This is a genomic window from Sphingobacterium sp. CZ-UAM, from assembly GCF_002000245.1.
GTDB lineage: Bacteria > Bacteroidota > Bacteroidia > Sphingobacteriales > Sphingobacteriaceae > Sphingobacterium.
On the sequence record NZ_MTCM01000005.1, the window covers coordinates 98,034 to 124,299 of the forward strand.

24 protein-coding genes are annotated in these 26,266 nt (G+C 40.0%); 13 read left to right on the forward strand and 11 right to left on the reverse strand.

The window, feature by feature from the left end; genetic code table 11:
* Positions 1-112 precede the first annotated feature (112 nt).
* The 6 genes from ileS to BWD42_RS18145 all read left to right on the forward strand — a co-directional run bounded on the left by ileS (position 113) and on the right by BWD42_RS18145 (position 7,286).
* Positions 113-3,526, forward strand: a complete 3,414-nt coding sequence (gene ileS / locus BWD42_RS18120) for an isoleucine--tRNA ligase (protein WP_077437831.1) — start codon at positions 113-115, stop codon at positions 3,524-3,526.
* Positions 3,527-3,529: 3 nt separating this feature from the next.
* A complete protein-coding gene (locus BWD42_RS18125) occupies positions 3,530-3,916 on the forward strand; it encodes a TraR/DksA family transcriptional regulator (protein WP_046674049.1) in 387 nt (128 codons plus the stop codon).
* Between the two features lie 54 nt (positions 3,917-3,970).
* Positions 3,971-4,621: a lipoprotein signal peptidase gene (locus BWD42_RS18130; protein WP_077437832.1), complete on the forward strand. Its 651-nt coding sequence runs from the start codon at positions 3,971-3,973 to the stop codon at positions 4,619-4,621.
* 131 nt (positions 4,622-4,752) lie between these two features.
* Complete coding sequence (locus tag BWD42_RS18135) at positions 4,753-5,697, forward strand: M20/M25/M40 family metallo-hydrolase (protein WP_077437833.1); 945 nt, start codon at positions 4,753-4,755, stop codon at positions 5,695-5,697.
* A gap of 132 nt (positions 5,698-5,829) precedes the next feature.
* Complete coding sequence (locus BWD42_RS18140) at positions 5,830-6,744, forward strand: SDR family oxidoreductase (protein ID WP_077437834.1); 915 nt, start codon at positions 5,830-5,832, stop codon at positions 6,742-6,744.
* Between the two features lie 14 nt (positions 6,745-6,758).
* A complete protein-coding gene (locus BWD42_RS18145) occupies positions 6,759-7,286 on the forward strand; it encodes an acyl-CoA thioesterase (RefSeq protein WP_077438034.1) in 528 nt (175 codons plus the stop codon).
* Positions 7,287-7,399: 113 nt separating this feature from the next.
* Here BWD42_RS18145 and BWD42_RS18150 read toward each other — a convergent pair whose 3' ends face one another.
* The 4 genes from BWD42_RS18150 to BWD42_RS18165 form a co-directional block, all read right to left on the reverse strand.
* Complete coding sequence (locus tag BWD42_RS18150) at positions 7,400-7,810, reverse strand: EVE domain-containing protein (RefSeq protein WP_077437835.1); 411 nt, start codon at positions 7,808-7,810, stop codon at positions 7,400-7,402.
* A 26-nt stretch (positions 7,811-7,836) separates the two neighbouring features.
* Complete coding sequence (gene gldC, locus BWD42_RS18155; RefSeq protein WP_077437836.1) at positions 7,837-8,187, reverse strand: gliding motility protein GldC; 351 nt, start codon at positions 8,185-8,187, stop codon at positions 7,837-7,839.
* A gap of 99 nt (positions 8,188-8,286) precedes the next feature.
* Entirely contained in the window at positions 8,287-8,532 is a 246-nt protein-coding gene (locus BWD42_RS18160) for a hypothetical protein (RefSeq protein ID WP_077437837.1), read from the reverse strand.
* 5 nt (positions 8,533-8,537) lie between these two features.
* On the reverse strand, positions 8,538-9,908 hold the full coding sequence (locus BWD42_RS18165; RefSeq protein ID WP_077438035.1) for a DEAD/DEAH box helicase: 1,371 nt from the start codon (positions 9,906-9,908) through the stop codon (positions 8,538-8,540).
* Positions 9,909-10,084: 176 nt separating this feature from the next.
* Between BWD42_RS18165 and BWD42_RS18170 the strand changes: the two genes are divergently transcribed.
* Both BWD42_RS18170 and BWD42_RS18175 read left to right on the forward strand, forming a co-directional pair.
* Positions 10,085-12,223: a S46 family peptidase gene (locus BWD42_RS18170; RefSeq protein ID WP_077437838.1), complete on the forward strand. Its 2,139-nt coding sequence runs from the start codon at positions 10,085-10,087 to the stop codon at positions 12,221-12,223.
* Between the two features lie 118 nt (positions 12,224-12,341).
* Entirely contained in the window at positions 12,342-12,521 is a 180-nt protein-coding gene (locus tag BWD42_RS18175; protein WP_077437839.1) for a histone H1, read from the forward strand.
* 75 nt (positions 12,522-12,596) lie between these two features.
* On the opposite strand, the gene BWD42_RS18180 is transcribed toward BWD42_RS18175, so the two are convergent.
* The 7 genes from BWD42_RS18180 to BWD42_RS18210 all read right to left on the reverse strand — a co-directional run bounded on the left by BWD42_RS18180 (position 12,597) and on the right by BWD42_RS18210 (position 21,349).
* Positions 12,597-13,388, reverse strand: coding sequence for a GLPGLI family protein (locus BWD42_RS18180; RefSeq protein WP_077437840.1), 792 nt, complete (start codon positions 13,386-13,388; stop codon positions 12,597-12,599).
* A gap of 1 nt (position 13,389) precedes the next feature.
* On the reverse strand, positions 13,390-16,107 hold the full coding sequence (locus BWD42_RS18185; protein WP_077437841.1) for an outer membrane beta-barrel protein: 2,718 nt from the start codon (positions 16,105-16,107) through the stop codon (positions 13,390-13,392).
* 296 nt (positions 16,108-16,403) lie between these two features.
* Positions 16,404-17,198: a GLPGLI family protein gene (locus tag BWD42_RS18190; RefSeq protein ID WP_077437842.1), complete on the reverse strand. Its 795-nt coding sequence runs from the start codon at positions 17,196-17,198 to the stop codon at positions 16,404-16,406.
* An 11-nt stretch (positions 17,199-17,209) separates the two neighbouring features.
* The gene (locus BWD42_RS18195) at positions 17,210-19,951 is read right to left on the reverse strand and encodes an outer membrane beta-barrel protein (RefSeq protein WP_077437843.1); all 2,742 of its coding nucleotides are present in this window, start codon (positions 19,949-19,951) and stop codon (positions 17,210-17,212) included.
* Positions 19,952-20,133: 182 nt separating this feature from the next.
* A complete protein-coding gene (locus BWD42_RS18200; RefSeq protein WP_077437844.1) occupies positions 20,134-20,484 on the reverse strand; it encodes a hypothetical protein in 351 nt (116 codons plus the stop codon).
* Positions 20,477-21,028, reverse strand: coding sequence for an RNA polymerase sigma factor (locus BWD42_RS18205; RefSeq protein WP_077437845.1), 552 nt, complete (start codon positions 21,026-21,028; stop codon positions 20,477-20,479). The genes BWD42_RS18200 and BWD42_RS18205 overlap by 8 nt, the downstream gene beginning before the upstream one ends.
* 6 nt (positions 21,029-21,034) lie before the next feature.
* Positions 21,035-21,349 carry a hypothetical protein gene (locus BWD42_RS18210; RefSeq protein WP_077437846.1) on the reverse strand — a complete coding sequence of 105 codons (315 nt, stop codon included), beginning with the start codon at positions 21,347-21,349 and terminating at the stop codon, positions 21,035-21,037.
* A 108-nt stretch (positions 21,350-21,457) separates the two neighbouring features.
* On the opposite strand from BWD42_RS18210, the gene BWD42_RS18215 reads away from it, so the two are divergent.
* The 5 genes from BWD42_RS18215 to BWD42_RS18235 all read left to right on the forward strand — a co-directional run bounded on the left by BWD42_RS18215 (position 21,458) and on the right by BWD42_RS18235 (position 26,247).
* Positions 21,458-22,828 (forward strand): dipeptidase, encoded by a 1,371-nt coding sequence (locus BWD42_RS18215; RefSeq protein WP_077437847.1) that lies wholly within the window; start codon positions 21,458-21,460, stop codon positions 22,826-22,828.
* 61 nt (positions 22,829-22,889) lie between these two features.
* Positions 22,890-23,792, forward strand: coding sequence for a LysR family transcriptional regulator (locus BWD42_RS18220; protein ID WP_077437848.1), 903 nt, complete (start codon positions 22,890-22,892; stop codon positions 23,790-23,792).
* 80 nt (positions 23,793-23,872) lie between these two features.
* A complete protein-coding gene (locus BWD42_RS18225) occupies positions 23,873-24,853 on the forward strand; it encodes a c-type cytochrome (RefSeq protein ID WP_077437849.1) in 981 nt (326 codons plus the stop codon).
* Position 24,854: 1 nt separating this feature from the next.
* Complete coding sequence (locus BWD42_RS18230; RefSeq protein ID WP_254846271.1) at positions 24,855-25,328, forward strand: DsrE family protein; 474 nt, start codon at positions 24,855-24,857, stop codon at positions 25,326-25,328.
* Between the two features lie 4 nt (positions 25,329-25,332).
* Positions 25,333-26,247, forward strand: a complete 915-nt coding sequence (locus BWD42_RS18235) for a substrate-binding domain-containing protein (protein ID WP_077437851.1) — start codon at positions 25,333-25,335, stop codon at positions 26,245-26,247.
* The last annotated feature ends 19 nt before the right edge of the window (positions 26,248-26,266 follow it).

Below are 26,266 nucleotides of genomic sequence, written 5' to 3' on the forward strand. Positions count from 1 at the left end.
CAAAAATATTTTGCCCATCATATAATGATACTACAGCAACAAAGCCCTCTTTCTTTTTCCATCATAATTCACTAAATTAGCGACCTTTAGAAAAGAAGCATACAACAGTCTGATGTACAAAGAATATAAGCAGTTAAATTTACCGGAGATTGGTAAAGAGATTTTGACCCGTTGGGAACAGGAAAAAATATTCGAAAAAAGTATCAATAATCGCCCTGAGAGCAAGTCATATACATTTTTTGAAGGGCCACCTTCTGCAAATGGAATGCCGGGCATCCATCACGTGATGGCTCGTACGATTAAGGATATTTTCTGTCGCTACAAGACATTGAAAGGCTACCAGGTAAAACGAAAAGGAGGCTGGGATACCCATGGCCTTCCGATTGAGCTTGCTGTCGAGAAAGCTCTTGGTATTACTAAGGAGGATATCGGCAAAAAGATTACCGTAGAAGAATATAATGACGCTTGCCGCAAGGAAGTGATGAAATACACGGATGTATGGAATGACCTAACCAACAAAATGGGCTATTGGGTTGATCTTGAACATCCTTACATCACGTATAAAAACGAATACATTGAAACCTTATGGTATTTGTTAAAAGAGCTATACAAAAAAGGCTTGTTATACAAAGGTTATACCATCCAACCCTATTCACCTGCTGCGGGCACAGGTTTGAGTTCACATGAGCTTAATCAACCGGGCACGTATAAAGATGTGAAGGATACAACCATTGTTGCTGAATTCAGATTGATCAAAAGCCAGCTGCATCCAGCGATTGAAAAATTAGTGGATGATGAAGCCGAAGATGTTGCATTTATCGCCTGGACAACTACACCTTGGACGCTACCGTCCAATACAGCTTTGGTTGTTGGCAAGAAAATAAACTATGTCAAAATCAGAACGTTCAATAAATATACAGGTGCACCGGTATCTGTTGTATTGGCGAAAGATCTGATCAGTAAACACTTTAAAGCTGAAGGTGAAAATGCCTCTTTCCAAGACTACAAACTGGGCGATAAAGTAATCCCTTGGGAACTTGCAGCTGAATTTGTGGGCGAAGAACTTGTGGGCCTGCGCTACGAGCAGTTGCTGCCTTATATCACCAATGAAGAGCTACAGGAAAATGCTTTCCGCGTCATCCCTGGTGACTTTGTGACCACTGAAGATGGTACAGGTATCGTGCATGCTGCGCCGACCTATGGTGCAGATGACTTTCGTGTAGCAAAAGAACACGGTGTACCGGGTATTTTGGTCAAAGACGAAAATGGAAAAGATGTGCCTACGGTAGACCGTACTGGCCGTTTCGTTAACGAAATCACTGATTTTGCCGGACGATTTGTAAAAGAAGAATACTACAGCGCTGAAGAGCGTGCGAAAGAAGACTTCAAACCTACTGACGTCCTGATCTCGATCAAACTAAAAGAGGATAATAAAGCATTTGATGTTAAAAAATACGAGCACACCTACCCACACTGCTGGCGTACAGACAAGCCGGTTTTATACTATCCATTGGATAGCTGGTTTATCCGTACTACTGCCGTAAAAGAGGATCTGGTTGCGTTAAATAAAACAATCAACTGGAAACCTGAAGCTACCGGAACAGGGCGCTTTGGAAACTGGTTGGAAAACCTGGTCGATTGGAACCTTTCCCGCTCCCGTTACTGGGGAACACCACTTCCAATCTGGCGTTCGGAAGATGAGAATGAAGAGGTTTGTATCGGTTCGTTACCGGAGTTAAAATCTTTCTTGGAGGCTTCACTGACTTCGGATGTCCTATCGGCAGATGAGAAAGCGAAAAACCAAGCCTATCTGGATAAATTTGATACAGAAAAGCTGGATTTACACCGTCCATATGTGGACGATATCGTTCTTGTTTCTGATGCCGGTCAAAAATTATTCCGTGAGCCTGACTTAATCGATGTATGGTTCGACTCAGGTGCAATGCCTTATGCCCAATGGGGATTGGATCATGAGAAATTGGCAAAAGGTGAAGAATTCCCATTTAAAGATGGATTCAATCACGCATATCCTGCAGACTTCATTGCCGAAGGGGTAGACCAGACGCGTGGATGGTTCTTTACGCTACATGCGATCTCCACGATGATGTATAAATCGGTCTCTTTCAAAAACGTTGTTTCCAATGGGTTGGTATTGGACAAAAACGGAAATAAGATGTCCAAACGTCTAGGCAATGGTGTTGATCCTTTCTCAACGATAGATCAATATAGTGCGGATGCTACCCGTTGGTATATGATCAGTAATGCTGCTCCTTGGGACAACTTAAAGTTCAACATGGAAGGATTGGATGAGGTACGCCGTAAGTTCTTCGGTACGCTATACAATACCTATGCATTCTTTGCACTTTATGCCAACATTGATAAGTTCTCCTATGCAGAACCGGATATTGCATTGGAAAACCGTCCTGAAATCGATCGTTGGATTATCTCTTTACTCAATTCACTAACGAAAGAAGTGGACGAATATTTAGCGGATTACGAACCGACGAAAGCCGCACGTGCAATCCAAAACTTTGTGGATGAGCATTTGAGTAACTGGTACGTTCGTTTGTGCCGCCGTCGTTTCTGGAAAGGAGAATATACGGAAGATAAAATTTCGGCCTATCAGACCTTATACACCTGTCTGGATACCATCGCGAAATTAATGTCACCGATATCACCATTTTTCTCGGACAGACTGTTCCTTGACCTGAATACAGCGACAAATAAAGAACAAGTTGAATCTGTTCACTTGGCCAACTTCCCGGTATACGATGAAAAACTTGTGGATAAAGATCTGGAAGAACGTATGGCCCTGGCGCAGGATATTTCGTCGTTGACACTTTCATTACGTAAGAAAACGTCGATCAATGTGCGTCAGCCATTGAACAAAATCCTCGTTCCAGTACTGGACAGTGCTTTCCAGGAGAAAGTGGAAAAAGTAAAAGATTTGATACTTTCTGAAACTAATATCAAAGATATTGAGTTTATTACAGATACAACTGGTATCATCAAGAAAAAAATAAAACCAAACTTTAAAGCTCTTGGCGCGAAAGTTGGTAAGGATATGAAGTTAGTCTCTTCAGCTATCCAATCGTTGACTATTGAACAGATCAGTACCTTAGAATCAGCAGGTGAATTGGCCTTAGTTGGCACACCATATACTATTCTATTGAGCGATGTCGAAATTATAGCAGAGGATGTGGAAGGATGGCAGGTTGCTAATTTAGGTAAATTAACCGTCGCATTGGATGTCCATATCACCGAAGAATTGAAGAAAGAAGGTTTATCAAGGGAATTGATCAACCGTCTACAAAATCTACGGAAAGAAAAAGGACTTGAAGTAACGGATAGAATTAACGTAAAGTTAACAGTTTCACCGGAAGTGGTCGATGCTGCGAAAGAAAATTTATCTTATATTTGCACCGAAATTCTAGCCGATTCATTGGTATTTGAAGATTCACTAACTGAAGGAGAGACCATCGAGATCGATGGCAAAGAACTTAAGGCATTAATCCAAAAAAATTAAATTATGGCAAACAACAACGAGAAAACACGCTATAGCGATTCAGAATTACAAGAATTCAAAGATATTATCTTGGACAAGCTTAGAATAGCAAAAGAAGAGCTTTCCTCGTTGACGGCAACGCTTAATAATAGCAATGCGAATGGTACAGACGATACTGCAGGGACTTATAAGACCTTAGAGGATGGTTCTGCAACGTTGGAGAAAGAACAGACAAATCAATTAGCGGCTCGCCAAAAGAAGTTTATTGACAACCTTGAAGCAGCCTTGGTACGTATCGAGAACAAAACGTACGGTATCTGTAGAGAAACCGGAAAACTGATCCAAAAAGAGCGTTTGAAAGCTGTTCCACACACAACGTTGAGCATCGAAGCGAAAAACAAACAATATTAATTTTAGGTAAAAATATATGGTCTTTGCTTAGGCAAAGACCATTTTTATAGCACAATGAAGGGGTATACGAAACCAGTCGCACTAATCGTGGCGATTCTTTTAATAGACCAATTGTCAAAAATATGGGTTAAGCTCTCTATGACAATTGGCCAAAGTCATCACATCCTAGGTAAATTCTTTCAGATCCATTTTATTGAAAATAATGGAATGGCCTACGGAATGGAATTCGGTGGTGATTACGGGAAATTGTTCCTGACCGTGTTTCGCATACTGGCCGTAGCTGGTATCGGGTATGGTCTACACTACATGATCAAGAATAAATACAACCGAGGTTTTATATTAAATGTAGCCCTGATTCTTGCCGGTGCTCTGGGCAATATCATTGATTCGGCCTTCTATGGTGTGATTTTTAGCGAAAGCAATTTTTACGAAAAGGCATCCTTATTTCCCGCTGATGGAGGATATTCCTCCTTTCTGCATGGAAAGGTCGTCGATATGCTCTATTTCCCTTTAATAGAAGGTACATTCCCTACATGGGTACCTTTTTGGGGCGGTGAAGAGTTCCTATTCTTCCGGCCGGTATTCAACATTGCAGACTCGGCTATCTCAGTCGGTGTGGTGCTCATATTATTGTTCCAAAAACGGTATTTCAAAACAGAAAAAGAAGAGAAATCGAGTATCCATAGCGAAATCGTTGAAGATTAACGAAATATCTTACAAAAGCCTTGTTAATCGCAAGGCTTTTCTTTTAAAAATTAAAAATACAGATCATAAACCGGTTATCCACCAAGCAAATAATCCGGATTATGATGATCTAAATAATATCATACCAAAAAATGAAAAACATAAACTTATTCCTGATCGCAGGCTTACTTTTTGTGACAAAATTGGCACAGGCACAACAAATTGAAATTCCAAACCTAAAAAAACATATCTACTACCTGGCAGATGATAAAATGAAAGGTAGAGGAACGGGTAGTAAAGAAGTGTTCAAAGCCGCGGACTATATTGAAAAGGAATTCAAAAAATATAAATTGCAACCAAAAGGTGAAAAAGGCTATCGCCAATCCTTCAAAGCCAAGGTATGGAAAGTAAAAGTAGCCGACAGCATCCGCAATGCAGACAATATTATTGGCTTTATCGATAATGGAGCTGCACTAACAGTCGTGATAGGTGCGCATTACGATCACTTGGGAACAGGTCGTCAGGGCAGCTCGAAAGACTCGCTAGGTGTTGGTAAAATCCACAATGGCGCCGATGACAATGCCTCGGGTACTGCAGGTTTATTGGAACTGGCACGCTATTTCAGTACCAATAACCAAAAAGAACCCTATAACTTGTTGTTCATCGCTTTTGGTGCCGAAGAACTAGGTTTGGTCGGCTCCAAATATTTTACCGAGCACCCTACCCTACCGTTAGAAAAAATAACAGCAATGCTTAATATGGATATGATCGGCCGTTACAACCCAGGCAATGGGCTTGCTGTTATTGGATATGGAACGAGCAGTCAATGGCCTATCATATTCAAAGATATCCAGGCACCTATAAAGTTTAATCTGAGCAAAGATGGTAATGGCGGATCCGATCAAACTTCATTTTATAAGAAGAATATTCCGGTGTTATTTTTCCATACCGGCGGACATCCGGATTATCATATGCCGACGGATGATGCAGATAAAATCGATTACAATTCATTAAAATCTATTCTGGATTTGGAGAAATCGGTGATCGAGAACATCATGAAACAGTCGAATAAAATGGACTTTATCTGGACCAACTAAAACCGATAGAGTAAGGCTTTTGATCCTCTTTCAAAACATCACTTTAACCAGAGGACAAAGGAGCGAAAAAATAGACGAAGGTACCATAGATATCTTCGAGATGAAAACACGGATAAAAAAATAGTAATACGGATGAAAAAAATTCTTGTCACAGGATCTAATGGCTTTTTGGGTCAGAAGGTCGTCGATCTACTTGCTGGTAATGATCTTTATGAAGTTACAGCCATTTCAAAAGGCGCGAATAGAAATCCTAATCAAATCGGATATGCTTTCTATCAAGTCGACTTATTAGATCAGACCTTATTAACGGATTTTTTATCCAACCATATCTTTGATGCAATTATACATACCGCTGCCATGACCAGTGTGGAAGCATGTGAGGCCGATCAAGCGGCCTGTCAGCTGATCAATGTGGATCTGGTAAAAACACTGGCGGGCTACTGCGAAAAAAATAAAACGCAGCTGATACATCTATCGACAGATTTTGTATTTGATGGCAAAAAAGGTACTACCTATAATGAACTTGACAGCCCCAATCCACAAAGTGAATATGGGAAAAGTAAATATGCATCTGAACAAGTCCTCGCGCAGTCGTCCTGCTCTTATGCCGTCCTACGTACAATTTTGGTCTATGGCATCAATGCTGATCCAAACCGTTCGAATCTGGTACTATGGGCAAAAGGAAAGTTATCACAAAAAGAAGCGATAAAGGTGGTCAATGACCAATGGAGAATGCCTACCTTTGTAGATGATTTAGCGAAAGCATGTCAATTGGCCGTTGAGCGAAAGGCTCAGGGAATATTTCATATCTCGGGAGCAGAATTGATGTCCATCAATGAAGCGGTTGATAAAATTGCAGATTATTGGCATCTGGACAAATCCTTGATTTCGGAAATCAGTGCTGCAAGCATTGGACAGGCGGACAACAGACCCCGGCTGACAGGTTTTGATCTCAGCAAGTCCAAAAATGAGTTGGGCTATAAACCTACGGCATTTGTAGAATCCTTGGCTATTATTGATCGCCAGGCCAAGGAATTTGGAAGATAATGACAAAAAACGATATGATAGAGAAATTTGCGAGAGAGTCATACACGGAGATGAACGAACTGGTTCTTCCGAATGATACCAATACCTTTGGGAATCTCATGGGTGGCCGCTTATTATACTGGATGGATATCTGTTCGGCTATTGCCGCACAGAAGCATTGCAGCAATGTAGTCGTCACGGTATCTGTGGACAATGTATCTTTTAAGCGTTCGATCAAATTGGGTGAAGTGGTTACCATACAGGCACAGGTCACCCGTGCATTTAACAGCTCCCTAGAGGTACGCATGGAAATTTTCGCGTCCAACCTGCCCGAGGGCACACGTGTGAAAACCAATGAAGCATATTATACCTTTGTTGCCGTTGATGCCGATAACAACCCCAAAGCTGTCCCCATATTGATTCCGGAAACAGAATCAGAACACAAAGCTTATGAGGATGCATTGCAGCGCAGAGAACTTCGCCTTATCCTTGCAGGGAAATTAAAACCCGAAAATGCAAAAAAACTAAAAGCCTTGGTCAGTCTGTTCAGTCAGAAGAACTGATACAGCATGGAAAAGTTGCTCTACAAATAAAGCGAGTACATATCGATATGTACTCGCTTTATTTGTAGAATCTGTAAGAACAATGTGGTTCCGTACCTTGTTATGTTGGATGGTTACTCCCCATTGCCTAAAGCGAGGATCCGGTCAAATTCCTCCGGTTTAAGCGGCATCACCGATAGACGGCCCTGTCTTACCAAAGCGATATCCTGTAACTGTTCATCCGCTTTAATCGTCTCTAACGTAACTGGCTTCTTCAATGTCTCAACCGGAGCTAGGTCTACGACAACCCAGCGTTCATCATCCGTTGTCGGGTCCTGATAAAACTCTTTCACGACCTTCGCAACTCCAACAACATCTTTACCTTCGTTGCTATGATAGAAAAGGACCAGGTCCCCTTCTTTCATCGCTTTCATATTATTCCTAGCCTGGTAATTGCGTACGCCATCCCAAAACGTCCTTCCATCTTTATTGAATTGCTCCCAACTATATTTAAATGGTTCAGATTTTACTAAGAAATATTGCATAATCTAAATTTGTTAAGCGTTAAAAACTATTGTTGTGGCATTAATACTTCCATTTTATCCGCAAAATGGGCACAATAATCACGTAAATCGCCAATCACCTTTTCAGCCATGGGATCTCCACCTGAAGAACGGATAAAAGAGTCTCCCAAGGTTTGCAAAGTTTCATAGAAGAACCTTTTCATCTCATCGTAGGGCATATCTTTCGTCCAGAGGTCGATTCGCATCGAATTTTTATAATGAGAATCCCATAAAGCTAAAAACATTGCTTTTGCTGGCAATTCTTCCGAATTATTTCCATCTGTGGACGACCACATAATGTTTTCAGGAACATTGTTTTCGTCAAGCTCTACCTGTAATTTTATTTCTGCTTTTTTCATTTTAATATTGAGTATTGAGATGTGAGTATTGAGATTTTACCTCAACAAGCCTAGGGCTTATACATTATCTCCATTTTTTAATTTTCACTTTATAATATATCAACTGAATGCCACTTTAACGATCAGGCTGGCAACACAAACCAGCAGCAAAAACACGAGCTGCAACATCCACATTTTTTTATTTTCTTTGACAAGTACCCTAAACAAAATATCCACGGCTGTCAGCAATACCATTAAGGCGATAAATGCCCCCCATGTAAAGAGCGCCTTCCCGTCATTGGGATTCTCCATGACGAACCAAGCGACCAAGCATGCACTGGCAATATTTAATGGGGTAAACCGCATGCTGATTATCGTTTCTTGAAATTACGGCTTGGTCCTGTGGATTTTCCCCCGCTGGACTTACCCTTGCTTTTGGCCTTCGGCTTAAAGCCCGAGGCTCGTTGCGCTTCGCGTACTTCCTTTTGTTTGATCACATATTTCTTCTCATGGAAAGCACCCTGATAATCTGGATTATCTTTTTTCTTTTGATTATCAATATCGCGGGCTATATCCTGTTTCTCCTGAAAAGGGGTTTTCTCCACAAATACTTCCTCCGGAATCGGATATACCGGAATACTCTGTTTGATCAATTTCTCAATTTTTCGGACATAGTACTTCTCGGCCTCATTACAAAAAGTGATGGCATCTCCTTCATTGAAAGCCCGGCCCGTACGCCCGATACGATGTACATAATCTTCAATAACAATAGGCACCTCAAAGTTGATTACATGGCTCACATTGGACACATCAAGTCCGCGTGCCGCAACATCCGTTGCCACCAGGATACGGATATTCCCCTCCTTAAACGCATTGATTGAATTGATACGTGTATTCTGTCCTTTATTGGCATGAATGACACGCACTTCATCTTTACCATATTTACGTTCCAGAAAATGAAAAACGTTATCCGCTACTTGTTTTGTTTTACAAAAAACAATCAGTCGGCTAAAAGCTTCATCATCTTTTAACAGATGTTGCAGTAAGTTGAGTTTTGTTTTTTGATTAGGGACAAAATACAAAGCTTGGCTGACCGTTTTGGCCGGTGTGGCCTGTTCAGAAACTTCTATAACGGTAGGAAATGCAAGAAAATCCCCAGCAATCTTACGGACAAGCTCACTCATTGTGGCTGAAAACAACAGATTTTGGCGTTTACGCGGTACGATCTCCAATACACGGTGGATTTTACTGATAAACCCCATGTCCATCATCTTGTCCGCTTCGTCCAAAACTAAAAATTTAAGTGACTTAACGACGATATGTCCTTCTAAATATAAATCAAGGAACCGCCCCGGTGTGGCAACGATAATATCAACTCCTTTTTCAAGTGTTTCTATCTGAGTTTTGGGGCCTAATCCGCCATACAATACGACCGAACGTAAATCGAGGTAAGTAGAAAATAATTTGATATTCTCCTCTATCTGCATGGCCAACTCCCGGGTTGGTGTCAAAATTAAAGCACGTGCATCAGTTCCTTGAGCATACTTCAATTTCATCAACATGGGCAATACAAATGCAGCTGTCTTTCCGGTTCCGGTCTGGGCTATTCCCATCACATCCTGCCCCGCCAATATCGGTGTAATTGCCTTTTCCTGGATCTCAGTCGGTTGTTCATACCCCGCTTCTGCTATCGCATTTAGGATCTGTTTATTGAATTTAAAATTTTCAAATGATTGCTGCATCCGACAAAGATAAGGAAAAGACTCCATTTGACTTTCTTCGATAACCAATACGGTAGACATTTACTTTTAATTGACATAAAAATTGGGAAAAAGTACAATATAAAGTCTAATATTTTGGTTTTTAACAGAATTAAAGCATTTTTGTAGGGTATAAACAAACTTTTTATCAGGTTGATATGAAAAAATTATGGATGTGTTTGTTGTTGATAACAACAAGCTTTACTGCGTTTGCCGATGAGGGAATGTGGTTTTTAATGTATCTGAAGCGTCTGAATGAGGCTGATATGCAAAAAAAGGGGCTTCGTTTAAGTGCCGAAGAGATCTACAGCATTAACAACTCAAGCTTAAAAGATGCGATTGTGCAATTTGGCGGTGGCTGTACCGCAGAGATTGTGTCTGACCAAGGATTGGTATTCACCAACCACCACTGCGGCTATGGCGCAATTGCTGAATTGTCCACACCTGAGAACGACCACTTGACTAATGGTTTCTGGGCAAAGACAAAAAGCGAGGAATTAAAACCAAAATCGCTATCTGTACGCTTCTTTGTACGCATGGATGATGTATCAAAACGCATCTTAGGATTGGTCAATAATAAAATGTCCGAAGATGAGCGCAACAAAATCATCGCTGCCGAGATTGCTAAAATCCAAAAAGAGAACAGTGAAAATGGCAAATATGTTGTTGAGGTGAAATCTTTCTACCAAGGCAATGAATATTATTATTTCGTATATCAAGATTACAATGATGTACGTTTAGTGGGAACCCCACCAAATAGCATTGGTAAATTCGGTGGCGACACGGACAATTGGGAATGGCCTCGCCATACAGGTGACTTCTCCATTTTCCGCGTCTACGCAGATAAAAACGGGAATCCAGCAGAATATGCAAAGGATAATGTTCCATTAAAACCAAAACATTTCCTACCTGTAAGTTTAAAGGGTGTTCAAGAAGGTGATTTTGCGATGATCTTAGGTTACCCAGGCCGCACAAATCGTTGGATGCCATCGGGTGGAATCAATCAAAACGTAAAATTTGCATACCCTGCTTGGGTAGAAGCTTCCAAAACAGGTATGGATGCCATGAAAAAATTCATGGATCAGGATCAGGCTGTCAAATTGAATTACGCTTCGAAATACTCTCAGGTTGCCAATTACTGGAAAAACCGTCAGGGAATGATTGACGCATTGACTCTACATAAAACTGCTGCATCAAAAGCCAAAGATGAGGTTAAATTTGAAAAATGGGCAAACAAGGCTGCCAATAAAGCGGAATATGGTGATGTTATTAGCACGATCAATGCATACTATACCGCAACCAACGAGAAAGCGAAACACGACAATTACCTGATGGGTATGATCCGTTCCAGTGCAATTGCCACTTTACCTTACTCGATCGGCTCTGGCTTGGAAGTCTATGCAGCAGGTGATGATGCACGCAGAAAAGATATTCTTCCACGTTTAAAATCAGCGATCGATGCGGGCTACGAAAAAATGTATATGCCTTTGGAAGAACAGGTGTTGATCGACGAATTGAACCTTTACGCGAAAAAAGCTGGAAATATCGCGCCTTATGTTGCAGAGTTAGCAGCCAAAAACAATAATGATTTTACAGCCTATATCAAAGAATCTGTTAAAAACAGCATTTTTGCTTCAGCTGAGCGCTTAAATAATTACTTAGCAGATCCTAAGGCTGAAATTTTGGCCAATGATCCATTGTATAAATTATCTTCGGCATTGATCAACAAATACCGCCAGGAAGACCCTAGCGCAAAAGCTGAGCATGACAAGTTTGAAGCGGCTTACCGTAAATATGTTGCCGGTGTATTGGCTTCCAATCCAAAAGGCAAATTCTATCCGGACGCAAACAGCACCTTACGTCTTTCATATGGCTCGATCAAAGGCTTACCGAAAGACCCTCGTAACGATGCTGACAAGAACTTCTATACAACCTTAAAAGGTACTATCGCCAAATACAAAAAAGGTGACGAAGAGTTCGATTTACCACAACGTTTGATGGATTTGTATAAAAATAAGGACTATGGCCGTTACGCCGACAAAAAAGGACACTTGCCCGTAAACTTCCTAAGTGACAATGACATAACAGGCGGAAACTCAGGTTCTCCGGTAATTAATGGCAATGGCGAATTAATTGGCCTAGCTTTTGATGGTAATATCGAGGCAATGGCCGGCGACGTAATCTTTGACCATAAGCTACAACGTACAATTTCAGTTGACATTCGCTATGTTTTATTTATCATTGATAAATTTGCAGGAGCAAGCAACATTATTGACGAACTTAAGATTGTTGAATAGTTTTTTTTAAGCTTTTTCGATAAAAAAAAACGAAATTTATTTTCTATTTGATTCGTTTTTGTATATTTAAGGAGTGTTTAGGAAAAACCATAAAAACTAAAATTATAATTATAAAAAAATGGAAAACTACGTAAAATTAAAAGAGTTAGTAGCTTCTATCGAAGCTGATGCAGACAAGTTCTTCAACAATGGTAATTCTGCTGCTGGTACACGTGTACGTAAAGGATTACAAGACATCAAAACCTTAGCACAAGAAATTCGTAACGAAGTTACTGCTAAGAAAAACAGCGGAAAATAATCTTTCCTGAGTTTACATAAAAAAGGCCTTCTCAATGAAAGGCCTTTTTTTTGCTTTAATGGCAGCTGGAGTTTGTTACAAGTAATAACATCCCATCACAAGATTATATACCTTCACACCAAGATAATCCCCCACTACAGCATTCAGTTTATCATAAACTTGCTTTCTATTCAGAGGCTTGTCTTTTTTCTTAAGAAAATCCGCAGAAAAAATGGTAACAGGGCTTAGTTCTACCTTGGTCGCAAACATATTATAGTGAAGCTCAGGGACGGCCAAACCCAAAATCATCCCTGGCAAACCACTAAATGCAGAAGGTCCACCGGATACCGGAATCTGGTCTGTATAAAATGCGACAGCGTAGATCGAGTCCAGTACGAGCCCATTTGCTCTTCGGCATTGGTAGCCCGCGATCTGTCTATACTCATTGGTAATTTTCCACTTAATCTTCAATGTAGAATCTGCTATGACAATCCGCTCGCCTCCCAACTCGAAGGCAGACTTAAATTCCTTTGTTTTTAGGTTCTGACAACTGCTAATTCCGGACTCAAAAACCCCCATCCGCATTAAGTTCTGAGCAGCTTCCGGATACTCCTCTGGAATGTGCTCGTACAGCACCTCATTTGCAGAAAATTTCAACGTTTTTTTAAGCACCTGATTTTCGGGTGCGTGTTCGACCATCCCTTTGAATGCGTTGCGGCTCTCCTCATCCTTAGCATAAGCCGCATAACGTTTGATCAGATTTTTAAGAAATACGGTTTTCTCAAAAGTAATCGTTCCTTGATCCGGAAAGTAAGCATATTGTCCTTCCGCTGCCTTTCCCAAGCATAGTACCAAAAATAGGGTTATTATATTTCTGATCGTTCTCATTTTATTTTGATTTGACTAACATCTTGTTTATTTCCCAGCTCAGTTTTACCATATAATACCTACCGATGGTATTAAATCGGCGCTCGGTCAGCAGTGTTCCATTTTGATTACGCTCAAAGCCAACATTTTGGTTCAATATATCATTGATCGTAAAGGTCAGTTCCAGCTTTTCGTCTTTCATAAACTTTTTCGACAGTCCCGGGCTCAGCACAAACCGTTCGAATTTCTTGCTATAAACTGCCGTTGGCGCCTGATATCTGTAGTTAAAATCTGTCCGCAGGACAAATTTGGCCGGTAGAAAGTACTTAAATTCCCCATTGGAAGAAAATGTAAAACCTTTACTATCTTCCATCATACCAATTGAATTATCCTGGATGACATAACCGGGCGAAAATTCAACCCCAAAATCCAAACCTTTCGTAGTGGACTTTTGAAGTCCATAACTCAACGAATAGGTCTGAAACTTTGCATTAGCCAAAACATTGTTCACGTAATTATAATTATTACCAATGGAAATAGCAGGCCCCCCACCGTGTCGCAATTGATACTTTTTCCATAAAATTCCATAATACATTGGTGAAATGCTGATTTGATTATTGGCATTGTGATTCAAATTATCCCAAATAAAGGTTGTTTTACCAACGGAATCAATTGTGGTATTCTGAACAAGTGCATTATTCGTACGGGAAGCATTTACGAAAACCCCATAAAATTCACCACGAAGAATTGAAAACGATCTAAAATTTAAATTCAATTCATTCGTATAAGATGGCTTTAAATTTTCGTTTCCTAAATATTCGTTCAATGGATCAAGATTTGATCGTAAGGGCTGAATCTGATTGAGGGAAGGTAGTCCATTAGTACCCCGATAGACTACTGAAACTGACCTATTTTTATTAATCTCGTATTTTAAATCCAAAACTGGATTATATACAAAAAAAGATCTGGACAAGTGTGCGTCATCCGCTCTATTTAATTGTGATAAATCACTATTTTCAAACCTGTTGGCAAGATTGATAATAAATTTCTCCAATGGTTTATAGTTAAGGGAAAGGTTATAGGTGTTCTTCGTTGTTTTGTATAAAAAGTCATTGCTATACACCTCGTCCTTATCGTCATACTTTCCTGTATTTAGATTTTTGTTCAGGGATTCCACCGAATTGCTATTGCGGTCAAAATTAATACCATATTCAAAAGCCAGTATAACCTTTTTTGACAATGGTTCAGAATAAGACAGCTGACCACCGGTTGATAATGTATTGTTGTCGATGATCTTTTTCTGATCCAGGATTGTGTTCCCCACAGAGTCTCCGTTTCTATAATAAACCAAGCTGGAATATAGCTTTTGTTCGCCATCCTGTTTACTTCCAGATGTGAAATAATTGATTGTTAATGAACGGCCCTTCTTCTTAAACCGTTTCACATAAAGTGCCGAAACATTATACCGCTCGGACTCGGTATCATTGTAAAAATCTCGGGTATTTCCATTAACCATCTGATCAAATTGGTTGACCGTATTTGAAACAGTTTTTGAAGAACTGATATCCCGTCTCCTACTGGCACCTGCCCATACCGTCAAATCGGATAAAGAATCTATTTTAAATTCATATTTCAGTCCAACATTATGTTTTTTATTCTCATTGGCAGCCGAAGTACTGTTATTACTGATCAGAATCGTATCCCGGGCTGCATTTCTGGTAAATACACTTCTATCCAGATCGACATCTGACTGACTATATTTATAGTCAATCCGCCAGGAGTGTTTCTTATTGGCGGTTTTATCCGAATATAAGAAACCAGTATTGAGGGATTTTGGAACTCCTTCGCCATCAAAATTTCCGGAACCACCACCATCATCGCCTATGCTAGAAGCTTCCTGATCATTTAATCCCGTTTTACCGGTATTGCTTGCGATCAAATAAGTTGAAACCCGAAAAGATTGATTGAAATAATTGAGGAAACCTTGACCAAGATAAAATTTATTACTTCCCCCACCAGCGTCAACTTTTCCAAAAATACCACGTTTTGCTTCTTCTTTTAACTTCACATTGATGGTTTGTGTACGTACGCCATCATCAATACCTGTTTTCTCTGCTTTATCGGATTTTTTCTCGTAGACCTGGATTTTATCGACCATATCAGAACGGATATTTCGGCTCACCAATTTCGGGTCGTCGCCAAAAAACTCCTCCCCATCAACAAGCATCTTTTCGACCGTTTTTCCCTGTGCGGTAATCTTTCCGGAAGCATCCACAGTAATCCCGGGCAGAACCTTTAAAAGATCCTCAACCTTGGCATTCTTTTCGACCTTAAAACTGCGGGCATCGTATTCTGTGGTATCTCCCTTGATTGTTATTGGAATCCGACCCGTTACGATCACCTCCTGTAATAAAGTAGCACTATTTGTAAGCCCGATCGACAAGTTTGTATAATCCCGTGAGGGCAAAATATCGACATAATATTCGCCATATTTTGGATAGGTAACGATAAGTATATATTGCCCAGTATCCGGCTTTAATAAGGAAAACTGTCCTGCTTCATTAGACCGGGTAAAATCAGTCAGAATTGAATCTTTGGCCGTTAACAACATAACGGTCGCATGATGGAGTTTGATTTTATCTTTAGCGTCGATGATTTTTCCTTCGATTTTGGATTGTGCTTGAACTATTCCGCATGAGCAAAGTAGAAAAAGTAAAAGTGATGACCACACTCTTTTCATAAAATTTATTAAATGGTATTTAGTGACTAATTGCAACAGCAGGTAAAACTACTATTTTACGAGGTAATTTTTACTTCGTTATAAAAAAAAATAACTATGTAATGAAAAAATCACCATTTCCCTTAAGCCGGGTCAACGTAGATCAGATAAAGTCGCCAAAGTTTCAGATCAAGCCAGTATATTAACAGTGATTTTATTTTGTTCCGATCGACAAAGGGCTATCCGTGAATAGCCCTTTGTCGATCGGAACAATGGTTGTCGCCCAATCACATGGATTATAACATAAGACAAACTTCTTACATATTGCCCAGTTCCATAATAAATTGAACTGTTTCTTTATTCATGTGCTGAGACAATACACCCGAAATCTGATCGGTCATGGATTTTCTGGTCATCCGTTTTACCTTGCTTTTTTCGAACCGCTGTTTATCCATAGGCACATCGTTGCTCAATTCGACCTTGGTGGCAAAATAAGAAACGTGCTGGCTGGGGACCACCAATCCGAGTATCATTCCGGGAAGTCCGTTGATAGACTCAGGTCCGCCACTGACTGGAATTTCATTGCAATAATAGCCGATCACGTAAATCGAGTCAGTTGTAAGACCATTAGCTCTCCGACAGTTATAACCGGCTATTTCACGGTATTCATCCGTAATTTTCCATTTTATCCGTTTCATCGTGTCCTCAACAATGATCTTTTCGCCAACAATATCATTATATCGTTGGAAGGAACGTGTTGTCATATTGGACAATGTAATCGCTTCAAAGTCCAATGCAAACATCATGATATATTGCTTAACCATTTGATCCAGATTGTCATTTTTGACAGGCTCAAACAGGGTTTCATTCGAATTGAATTTTAAAGTCTTTTTCAATACAGCATTTTCGGGCAGCTTGGGCAATACCTGCTCAAAAAATGTTTTTGAATTGTTATCAGCCTTCGCGATAAACTTCTTGCTCACAATATTTTTCATATACATGGTCTTATCATAGGAAATGCTCCCAGATCGCCCAAACAGCGTGTACTGCGCCTTGAGACTTACTATAGTACAACACAAAAAGAGAAAAAAGATATATTTTAACATGGTCATTAACTTAAATTTTATAAGAACATTTTTGTAAAGTCCCAGGATAGCTTCAGCATATAGTATCTACGGATCGTGTCATAGCGACGCTGCGTAAAAATTGAAGTTGATGCCGAACGGCTAAAGCCTTTATTCTGGTCAAGCACATCATTGATCATAAAATCCAACATCAGGGATTCATTCTTCAGGAATTTTTTACTTACTCCGGGGTGAAGCAGGAACTGCTCAAATTTTTCATCAAAAGCTTTCGTTGCCGCTTCATAGGTGTAGCTATAGTTTGTATAGACTTTAAAGGTTTTATTGATAAAATATTCGACACTACCATTCGATCCAAACACAAAGCCATTACTATTTGTGTTACGTTCCAGACTGGATTTCATTAAGCGATATTGCGGACTGAAATTTAAATCGAAATTCAGCCCAGTCTTCGTATCTCTTTTAAAATTGTATGTAAAGTTGAAATTTGTCGTATTCACCTTATTTAATTGCTGATTGAATAGATTATAATTGTCACTCATATTCAGATAGAACTGCGGGGTATTGGACAAGCCCAGTTTCTTGCTCAATTTAAAATGGTATCCGGACCAGATATTTACGGAGGTATTTGTTTTCCCCTTTACGTTATTCCAGGTATAAATATTGAGCCCCTGTGCGGTATCGATATTTTGTGTGATCGGATTTTTATCCAGCGTAATATTACCGCCCACATAGACATAGCTTCCCGTAAGAATACGAAATGAATTATAATTGATATTTAGGGAATTTCTAAAAGAAGGCTTTAAATTTTCATTTCCCAAATAGCGGTTGATCTGATCCGAATTATCCAAAATCGGTTGGATCTGACTCATGGAAGGCAATTGATTCTTTCCAGTGTAATTCATCCATAATCCTTTGGTTTTTGTGAAGGAATATCCGGCACTCACATTGGGGTTATACGTAAAATAACTTCTGGAAAGCCCTTCTTGGCTATAGTAATTATATTGTTTGAGTTTGTCATTATTAAAATTATTGGCAACAGTAAACTTCAACTTGTCCGTTGTATGCACGATTGCTAATTTATATCTGCTGCTCCGTCTATCGAAATCGTAATTGTTACTGAAACGACTGTCCAGATCATTATATTTCCCATCAGCACCTTTGTTGAATGATTCAACACGGGAGGAGTTATTACTACTTTCTATGCCAGTTCCGACCACGAGATTCCAAACATTTGATAACGGTTCGGTATACGAAACTGAAGCACCCAGTACATCATTTTTATTATTGCGTTCCTTGCGTTGATCTGTCCTGTCAACCAGCCTATTGCCTGCGGTATCCTTTTTAGCATAATTTTCAACAGTTGAGAATAGATGACCATCTCCTATCATTTCACTTCGTCTGAATTGACCATCAAATGTAAATGAACGTCCCTTTTTCTTAAATTTATGGGTAAAATAAGTGCTAAAATTCAACTCATTGATTGTGTTCTTGATGGTCTCACGCGTAGTTTCAGCAATTGTTGTATCCATACTTTGCGTAAATTGATAGGCGTCACGCTTGTTGTCCGACCAAAGATTTTTGCGGGAAGCTCCGCCCCGGATGGTTAACGTATTTAATGAATCAAAATTCAGATCATATTTTAAATTGGCGCGATGCTGATCATTCTCCGTATCTACAGATTTAGTCGATTTATTATTGATAAGACCGGTACTAATTGTCTCATCATCGCCATCACTGCTTAATCTTCCGTATTTATAGTTGATATTTACACTGTGTTTATCCTTGTTGAATTTATCCGAAAAATTAACACCCGAATTAATCGCCTGAGGTATTCCGATCACACCTTGTCCGGAAAAAGGATCCGTAAAATTAGTCCAGGACATAGACCCGTCGTCTCCATAGGAAACACCCGAATCACCGCCATATTTCTGTGCATCCTGCCAGTTCATACTGGTCGTTCCATTATTTCCAAAAAGGCCATACACGGAGATCTTTTGAGAACCTTTGAACTTGTTCAACATCAACTGCCCCATATAATAATCACGGGTACCTCCTCCTAATAAGGCTTTTCCGAACATGCCATTTTTGGAGCCCTCTTTTAGTTTGACATTAATGGTCTGTTCACGTTGGCCATCATCTACCCCCGTCCGTTCGGCCTGCTCAGATTTTTTTTCATACACCTGCACCTTATCCACCATATCCGATCGAATATTGCGGGTCACCAGGGTTGGATCATCGCCGAAAAACTCCTCGCCATCCACAAGTACCTTTTTGACCGTCTTGCCTTGTGCGGTAATTTTCCCGGATGCATCCACTGTGATCCCCGGAAGCACCTTCAACAGATCTTCAACCTTCGCATTTTTTTCTACCTTAAAACTTCCGGCGTCATACTCGGTAGTATCCCCTTTTATCGTAATGGGAATTCGACCGGTGACAATAACCTCCTCTAATAAAGTAGCTGTCTTGGTCAGCCCGACACTTAATTTGGAATAATCTTTATCTGGGGAAATCTCGGTATAATAATCACCATATTTGGGATAACTTACGATCAAAAGATAGGAACCGCTATCAGGCTTTAACAAGGAAAATAGTCCATTTTCATCTGATCTCGTAAAACCGGTCAATATGGAATCTTTAGCGGTTAACAACATGACTGTCGCATCTGATAGCTTAATCTGATCTTTTACATCACTTATTTTTCCGGCAATTTTGGACTGCCCCAATGCTATTCCGTGCATACTGAAAACGAAAAATAAGAGAATTTGCAAAACTCTTTTCATAAAATTGTTGGATAGTATATTAACATCAATATAACATTAGTAGATAAAACCAATGTTTTGTTACAGTAAATTTAATTTTATTTCTAAAAAATATTCAATAGCGTCCTGACACTAATTAAAAAGACATAAATCTTATCTAATTAGGATGCTTAAATCCAAAATTTCCATAAAAAAAATTAAAATTATTGATAGCTTTTTTCTTTTTGTATCTTAATTAATTTCCACAATTGCAGACAGAAAAAACAGATCAATAGCACGAAGATGATCTGAGAGAATATGAGCGCATAATTGCGATACGCAACCTCGGTGGTTAGGATCTGAATTCTGTTAATAAAGTAGTTATTGAGCATAATCCCAAATATCGATCCCAACAGAAAAAATACGATGGCATATTTCCGATCGGAGAGTGCCTTGGCTTTTTCTTTTTCCAAATCGCTGATCTGTCTCATAACACGCTGCTCGAAGTCATCGAAAGGCATATTGACTCGGCTCATTTGCATGGCTTGCTTTATTTTATTGTTTTCCCTATCCATGGTATTCTGATTTTTTTATCAATTGATTCAACACTTGCAGCATATTTTTTCTTGCCCGATGTAGCACTACTTTGGTATTTGCGAGCGTCCAACCCATTATTTCCTGGATTTCTTCCATAGACTGTTCCTCTAAATAAAAAAGGCGTAAGGCAACAGATTCTTTTGGCGACAAAATCGCTAAGGCATCATTGATCATTTCCTTACGCTCGTTATCAATAATTTCGTCGAGAACGGACACATCACTAGCATGGTCGTGATCTTTCAGATCAAAATCGACCAATTCCAGCTTTTTGTAACGGATGCTATTAAAAGCAACATGGACCACAATGCGGTAAAACCAGGTGCTGAACTTGGATTTACCTTTAAATGAGGACAAAGATTGATAACACTTTATAAAAGCTTCCTGTACGACATCCTCGGCCATATGTTCCTGTTTGACAATAGAGAGTGCAACCGAAAAAGCCATGTCCTGATAGGTCTTTATAAAATAGCGGTATGATTCAACGTCCCCGGACAGTACTTTACGAATATAGATTTCATCCATCTAAGCCTAAATATCGTGTTTTTTATCTAGCCGGTTTGCAACAATCATAGATACCCCAGCGGATATGATCAAAATCGCCACTACCAATGAATCTGGCAGGCCGGCACGCAGGTAATTTTGTAATACGCCCACAATGAGCAGTCCGATACCTATCCCCAACACGAGGATACCTGGTTTTTGCCAATCTGCAGGCTGCCTCCTTCTTTCCTCACCAGGAATGTGGATCGCCTTACTACGATAACGCATAATAAAATATACACACAGCGTGATACAGGTAAATAATCCCACCGCTACGATTGCACCCATTGTTTGTTTTTCCATAATTTTTTTGATTTAATTTTTACATTAGTCACCTTCAGGCCCGAAAAGGTTACAACAAATTGAGTTAAATGTGCCGATTTGTGTAAATTTGTTTCAAATACAAACAATATGCAAAACATTAAAGAATATGTAGAAGCAAACAAGCAACGTTTTTTAGATGAGTTGTTTGATTTATTGCGTTTACCTTCGGTCAGTGCTGATCCTAAATTCAAAGGCGACGTACAGAAGACTGCAGAATTTGTTGCCCAAAAATTACGTGATGCAGGTGCCGACAACGTAGAAGTTTGTGCCACAGCTGGTAATCCAATCGTTTACGGCGAAAAAATTATTGATCCTTCATTGCCAACTGTACTGACTTATGGTCATTATGACGTACAACCGGCAGATCCATATGAGTTGTGGGATACCCCGCCTTTTGAACCAACTATCCGCGATGGTAAAATATACGCGCGTGGTTCAGCAGATGACAAGGGGCAGTTTTATATGCATGTGAAAGCCTTCGAATATATGATGCAAAACAACGCCTTGGCGTGTAACATCAAATTTATGATCGAAGGAGAGGAAGAAGTTGGTTCTGTTAACTTAGGTACTTTCGTCAAGGAAAACACGGAAAGACTTAAAGCGGATGTGATCGTGATTTCGGATACCTCGATGATCAGTATGGAGCAACCGTCATTGGAGACAGGTCTTCGTGGGCTTTCTTATGTTGAAGTTGAAGTCACCGGACCAAACCGTGATTTACACTCTGGCGTGTATGGTGGTGCTGTTGCGAACCCGGCTACCGTTCTGGCAAAACTTATTGCATCTTTGCACGACGAGAACAACCATATCGCAATCCCTGGATTTTACGATGATGTCGTTGAATTAACAGCTGAAGAACGTAAAGCGTTGAACGAAGCTCCATTTGATATCGAAGAATATAAATCAGATTTAGGCATCGAGAATATTTGGGGCGAGAAGGGTTATACAACTTTAGAACGTACCGGTATCCGCCCTACGCTGGAAGTCAATGGTATCTGGGGAGGCTATATCGGTGAAGGAGCCAAAACCGTGTTACCTTCCAAAGCAAACGCAAAAATCTCGATGCGTCTTGTACCAAACCAAAATTCTGAACGCATTACGGAACTATTCAAAAAACATTTCGAGGGTATTGCACCGGATTACGTTAAAGTAGAAGTAAAACCGCATCACGGTGGCGAACCCGTAGTTACGCCAACGGATAGTATAGCCTATAAAGCGGCTGAAAAAGCATTGCATGAAACATTTGGCGTAAAACCGATCCCTACCCGTGGCGGTGGATCCATTCCGATTGTTGCTTTATTTGAAGATGTTTTAGGATTAAAAACAGTACTTCTCGGATTTGGACTTGACAGCGATAACCTGCACTCTCCAAACGAAAAATATGGAATCGAGAATTACTTAATGGGTATATCGACAATTCCTTTATTTCATAAATATTACGCAGAACTAAGCAAATAATTTAGTTTTTCATTAGATAAAGGGTTATTTTTAAATTTTAGAAATAACCCTTTATCTTTTTATGGATTTTGATTTTCGTCTCATCGTTTTTTATACTGCTGCTCAGCACCTTAATTTCACCAAGACTGCTTCGGCACTCTTCATCTCCCAACCCGCAGTCAGCAAAAACATCCAGGAACTGGAAAAAAAGCTCGGCGTCCCTCTTTTTGAGAGGAAGGGAAATAACCTCGACCTGACTGAATCCGGACAAATTCTCTATAAATACGCTCAACAGATTATCAATCTTTATAATCAGGCAGGACAGGAAATACAGGAATTACAGACTGGACGTAAAGGGAATCTTGTATTAGGGGCCAGCACGACAATCTCTCAATATGTGCTTCCAACGTTACTGGCAGATTTTTTATCTCAATATCCAAACAACCGCATCCAATCTTTTCAATCCAATAGTCGAAGCATCGAAGAACAGCTTATTGACAAAACATTGGACCTAGGGATCACAGAGGGATCAACCGACAATAGGGCATTAAAATATATCCCTTTCATGAAAGATGAGCTCGTATTGGTCACCAATAGCGAAAACCTACTATTAAAACAATTAAAAAATCCCATTCTCTCTGATATCACACGTTTACCCTTGGTACTTCGCGAGCAGGGTTCAGGTACACGTACCATTATTGAAAATGCATTAAAAGAACAACGGATCAGTCTTGCTGAGATCCAGATCGACATGATACTTCCATCAACAGAAAGTATCAAAGGATATCTGGCCCGTCGTCATAGTTTTGCGTTTCTTTCTATCCATACCGTGCAACGGGAGGTATTAAATAATCAGTTGACCATCGTCGATATTCCGCATTTGTCCATCGAACGTTACTTTTATTTCACCCATCTATATGGAGGCCTCGCTGGTACCCCTAATCAATTCCTACAGTTTTGCCTGAGACAGAATTTCAAGATATAACATTTGGTTATGTCTCATAAAGAAAGGTCGTTTTAATCCCTGCGCATAGGCAGGTAGATTTGTACAAACGAATTAGAGGCATGGAATACAAAAAACTAACAAATTATCTAAAAGCGCTCAGTTGGATCATTGTCGCATTGGTTATAACCTGTACAACGTTGTGTGTATTTCCACTTAAGCATACAAGTAATAACAGCGTCACGGATTCACTTGCTCTCGCTACTGATTCATTGATCACACATGTGTCACAGTTCAAAGCGGTACCCTTCAAAAACAATCCCGAAGGGGAAATGGCAAGTTATGGCGAAAAGCTGATCAAAAATACCTACGATTATTTTTACGATGGTGACATAAAAATCGGAAATAAATTGGCCTGCAGTAGTTGCCATCTCAACGGCGGAACAAAAGCTTTTGCAGCTCCATACGTTGGGCTCACGCACGTTTTCCCCACATACATCGGCCGGGAAAACAAAGTTGAATCTTTAGAGGAACGTATTAATGGTTGCTTCGAAAGAAGTATGAACGGCCGAGCTATCCCTGAAAACAGCAAAGAAATGCGGGCTATAGTCACCTATATAAAAAATATCAGTATCAATACGGTCAGCAAAGGCAGACTAAGCGGCCAAGGCTTTGTCAAAATGGAGATTCCAAATCGTGCTGCAGATCTGAAACATGGTCAATTGGTATTCGAAGGCAAATGTACAAGCTGTCATGGAAAAGATGGACAAGGGATGGCACAGCCTACTGGCAAGGGCTATTTATATCCGCCACTTTGGGGAAAAGACAGCTATAACGATGGAGCCGGCATGGCGCGATTGCTTACCGCTGCGCGTTTTATAAAAGCAAACATGCCTTTAGGCGCAAGTTATGATGCTCCGCAGCTCAGCGATGAGGAAGCCTATGATGTCGCCGCCTATATTAATTCTTTCGATCGCCCCAAAAAAGCAAATAAAGAACTTGATTACCCGAATTTAGCAAAGAAACCAAAAGATAGCCCTTATCCGCCATATGCAGATAACATTAGTTTGGCACAACATAAACATGGACCTTATAATTTTTAAAATGATGAAAAAACAATTGACGATTGCTTTCATCCTCTTCGCGATGACAATAGTACAAGCTAAAGCACAAAACAATAAGTTATTACAGGACAACCATCAATATACAGGGGCCGTTGCCAAGAAAAAGCTGTATAAGGCGATCTATCAATTGGATAGTAATGATCCAAAAACAATTGAGAAAGCCATTCGGAATATCAATAACGTTTTAAAAGATCCGAGGCTCAAGGGACACCTACAAATTGAACTGGTTGCTTTTTCAGGCGGCACAGAAGCTTATTTAAAAAAGAACAGCCAATATGAAAAACCCTTGCAGGACCTTGTTGAAAAAGGTGTTATTGTCGCCCAATGTTTAAATACATTGGAAGAAAAACATATTGCAAAAGAAGAGCTGTTTGATTTCATTGGTTATGTCCCTAGCGGGAACGGTGAATTGATCTTAAGAGCAAATGAAGGCTGGGTCATTGTTAAACCATAGTATAATGAAAAAGCTAGTCCCATTCGCCCTCGCTATGGCCTTGTTCGTATCGATAAAAACTAAGGCCCAAGAACATCGTTTTGATCCACCATGGAATAATCCCCCAGAATCAGCCCTGAATTTTACAGTTCCGGGAATAGACAATATCCCAGATCTATACGGCGATATTGAGAATCCACAGTTAACCGTTTTCTTTGCGGGCAATCAGTTTATGGTCGTTGACGATCTATTAACATCTTTCAAACAGGAATATCCCCAATACAAACGGATTTTTGTAGAGACATTGCCTCCGGGAATTCTGGCCAAACAGATCAAAGGCGGTTCTATTACCATCGGTAATCTACGCATCACGCATAAACCCGATATCTATACGGCAAGCAAACGTGCAATTAACGAGATGGCAGATTATTTCAGTCATACCCAAACCTATTGTTACAACAATATTTGCCTGATGGTCCCCCAGGGCAACCCTGCAAATATCAAAACATTGAACGATCTGGGCAATTCCAATGTGCGCATTAGCATGCCCAACCCGCAATGGGAAGGTATAGGTGAACAAATCAAAGCATCGTATAAAAAAGCTGGTGGCGAACAACTGGTCAGGAAGATTATGGAAGAAAAAGTAAAGGACGGAAGCACGTATTTGACAAAAATACATCATCGTGAAAGCCCGATGCGTATCCTTTATGCCCAAGCTGATGTGGCTCCGGTCTGGACATCTGAAGTTGTCTATCAAAAATTGATCGGTCATCCAGTAGAAGGCATTACAATTCCTGACAGTCAAAATACCACAGCAACTTATGTAGCCGCAAAGCTAAAAAATGCACCGCATGCTCAGGCAGCGGATGATTTCCTGAAATTTATGGATTCTCCTACAGCCAAGCAGATCTACAAGAAGTATGGCTTTACGATAGACTAAAAAAAGAAAATGGATAATT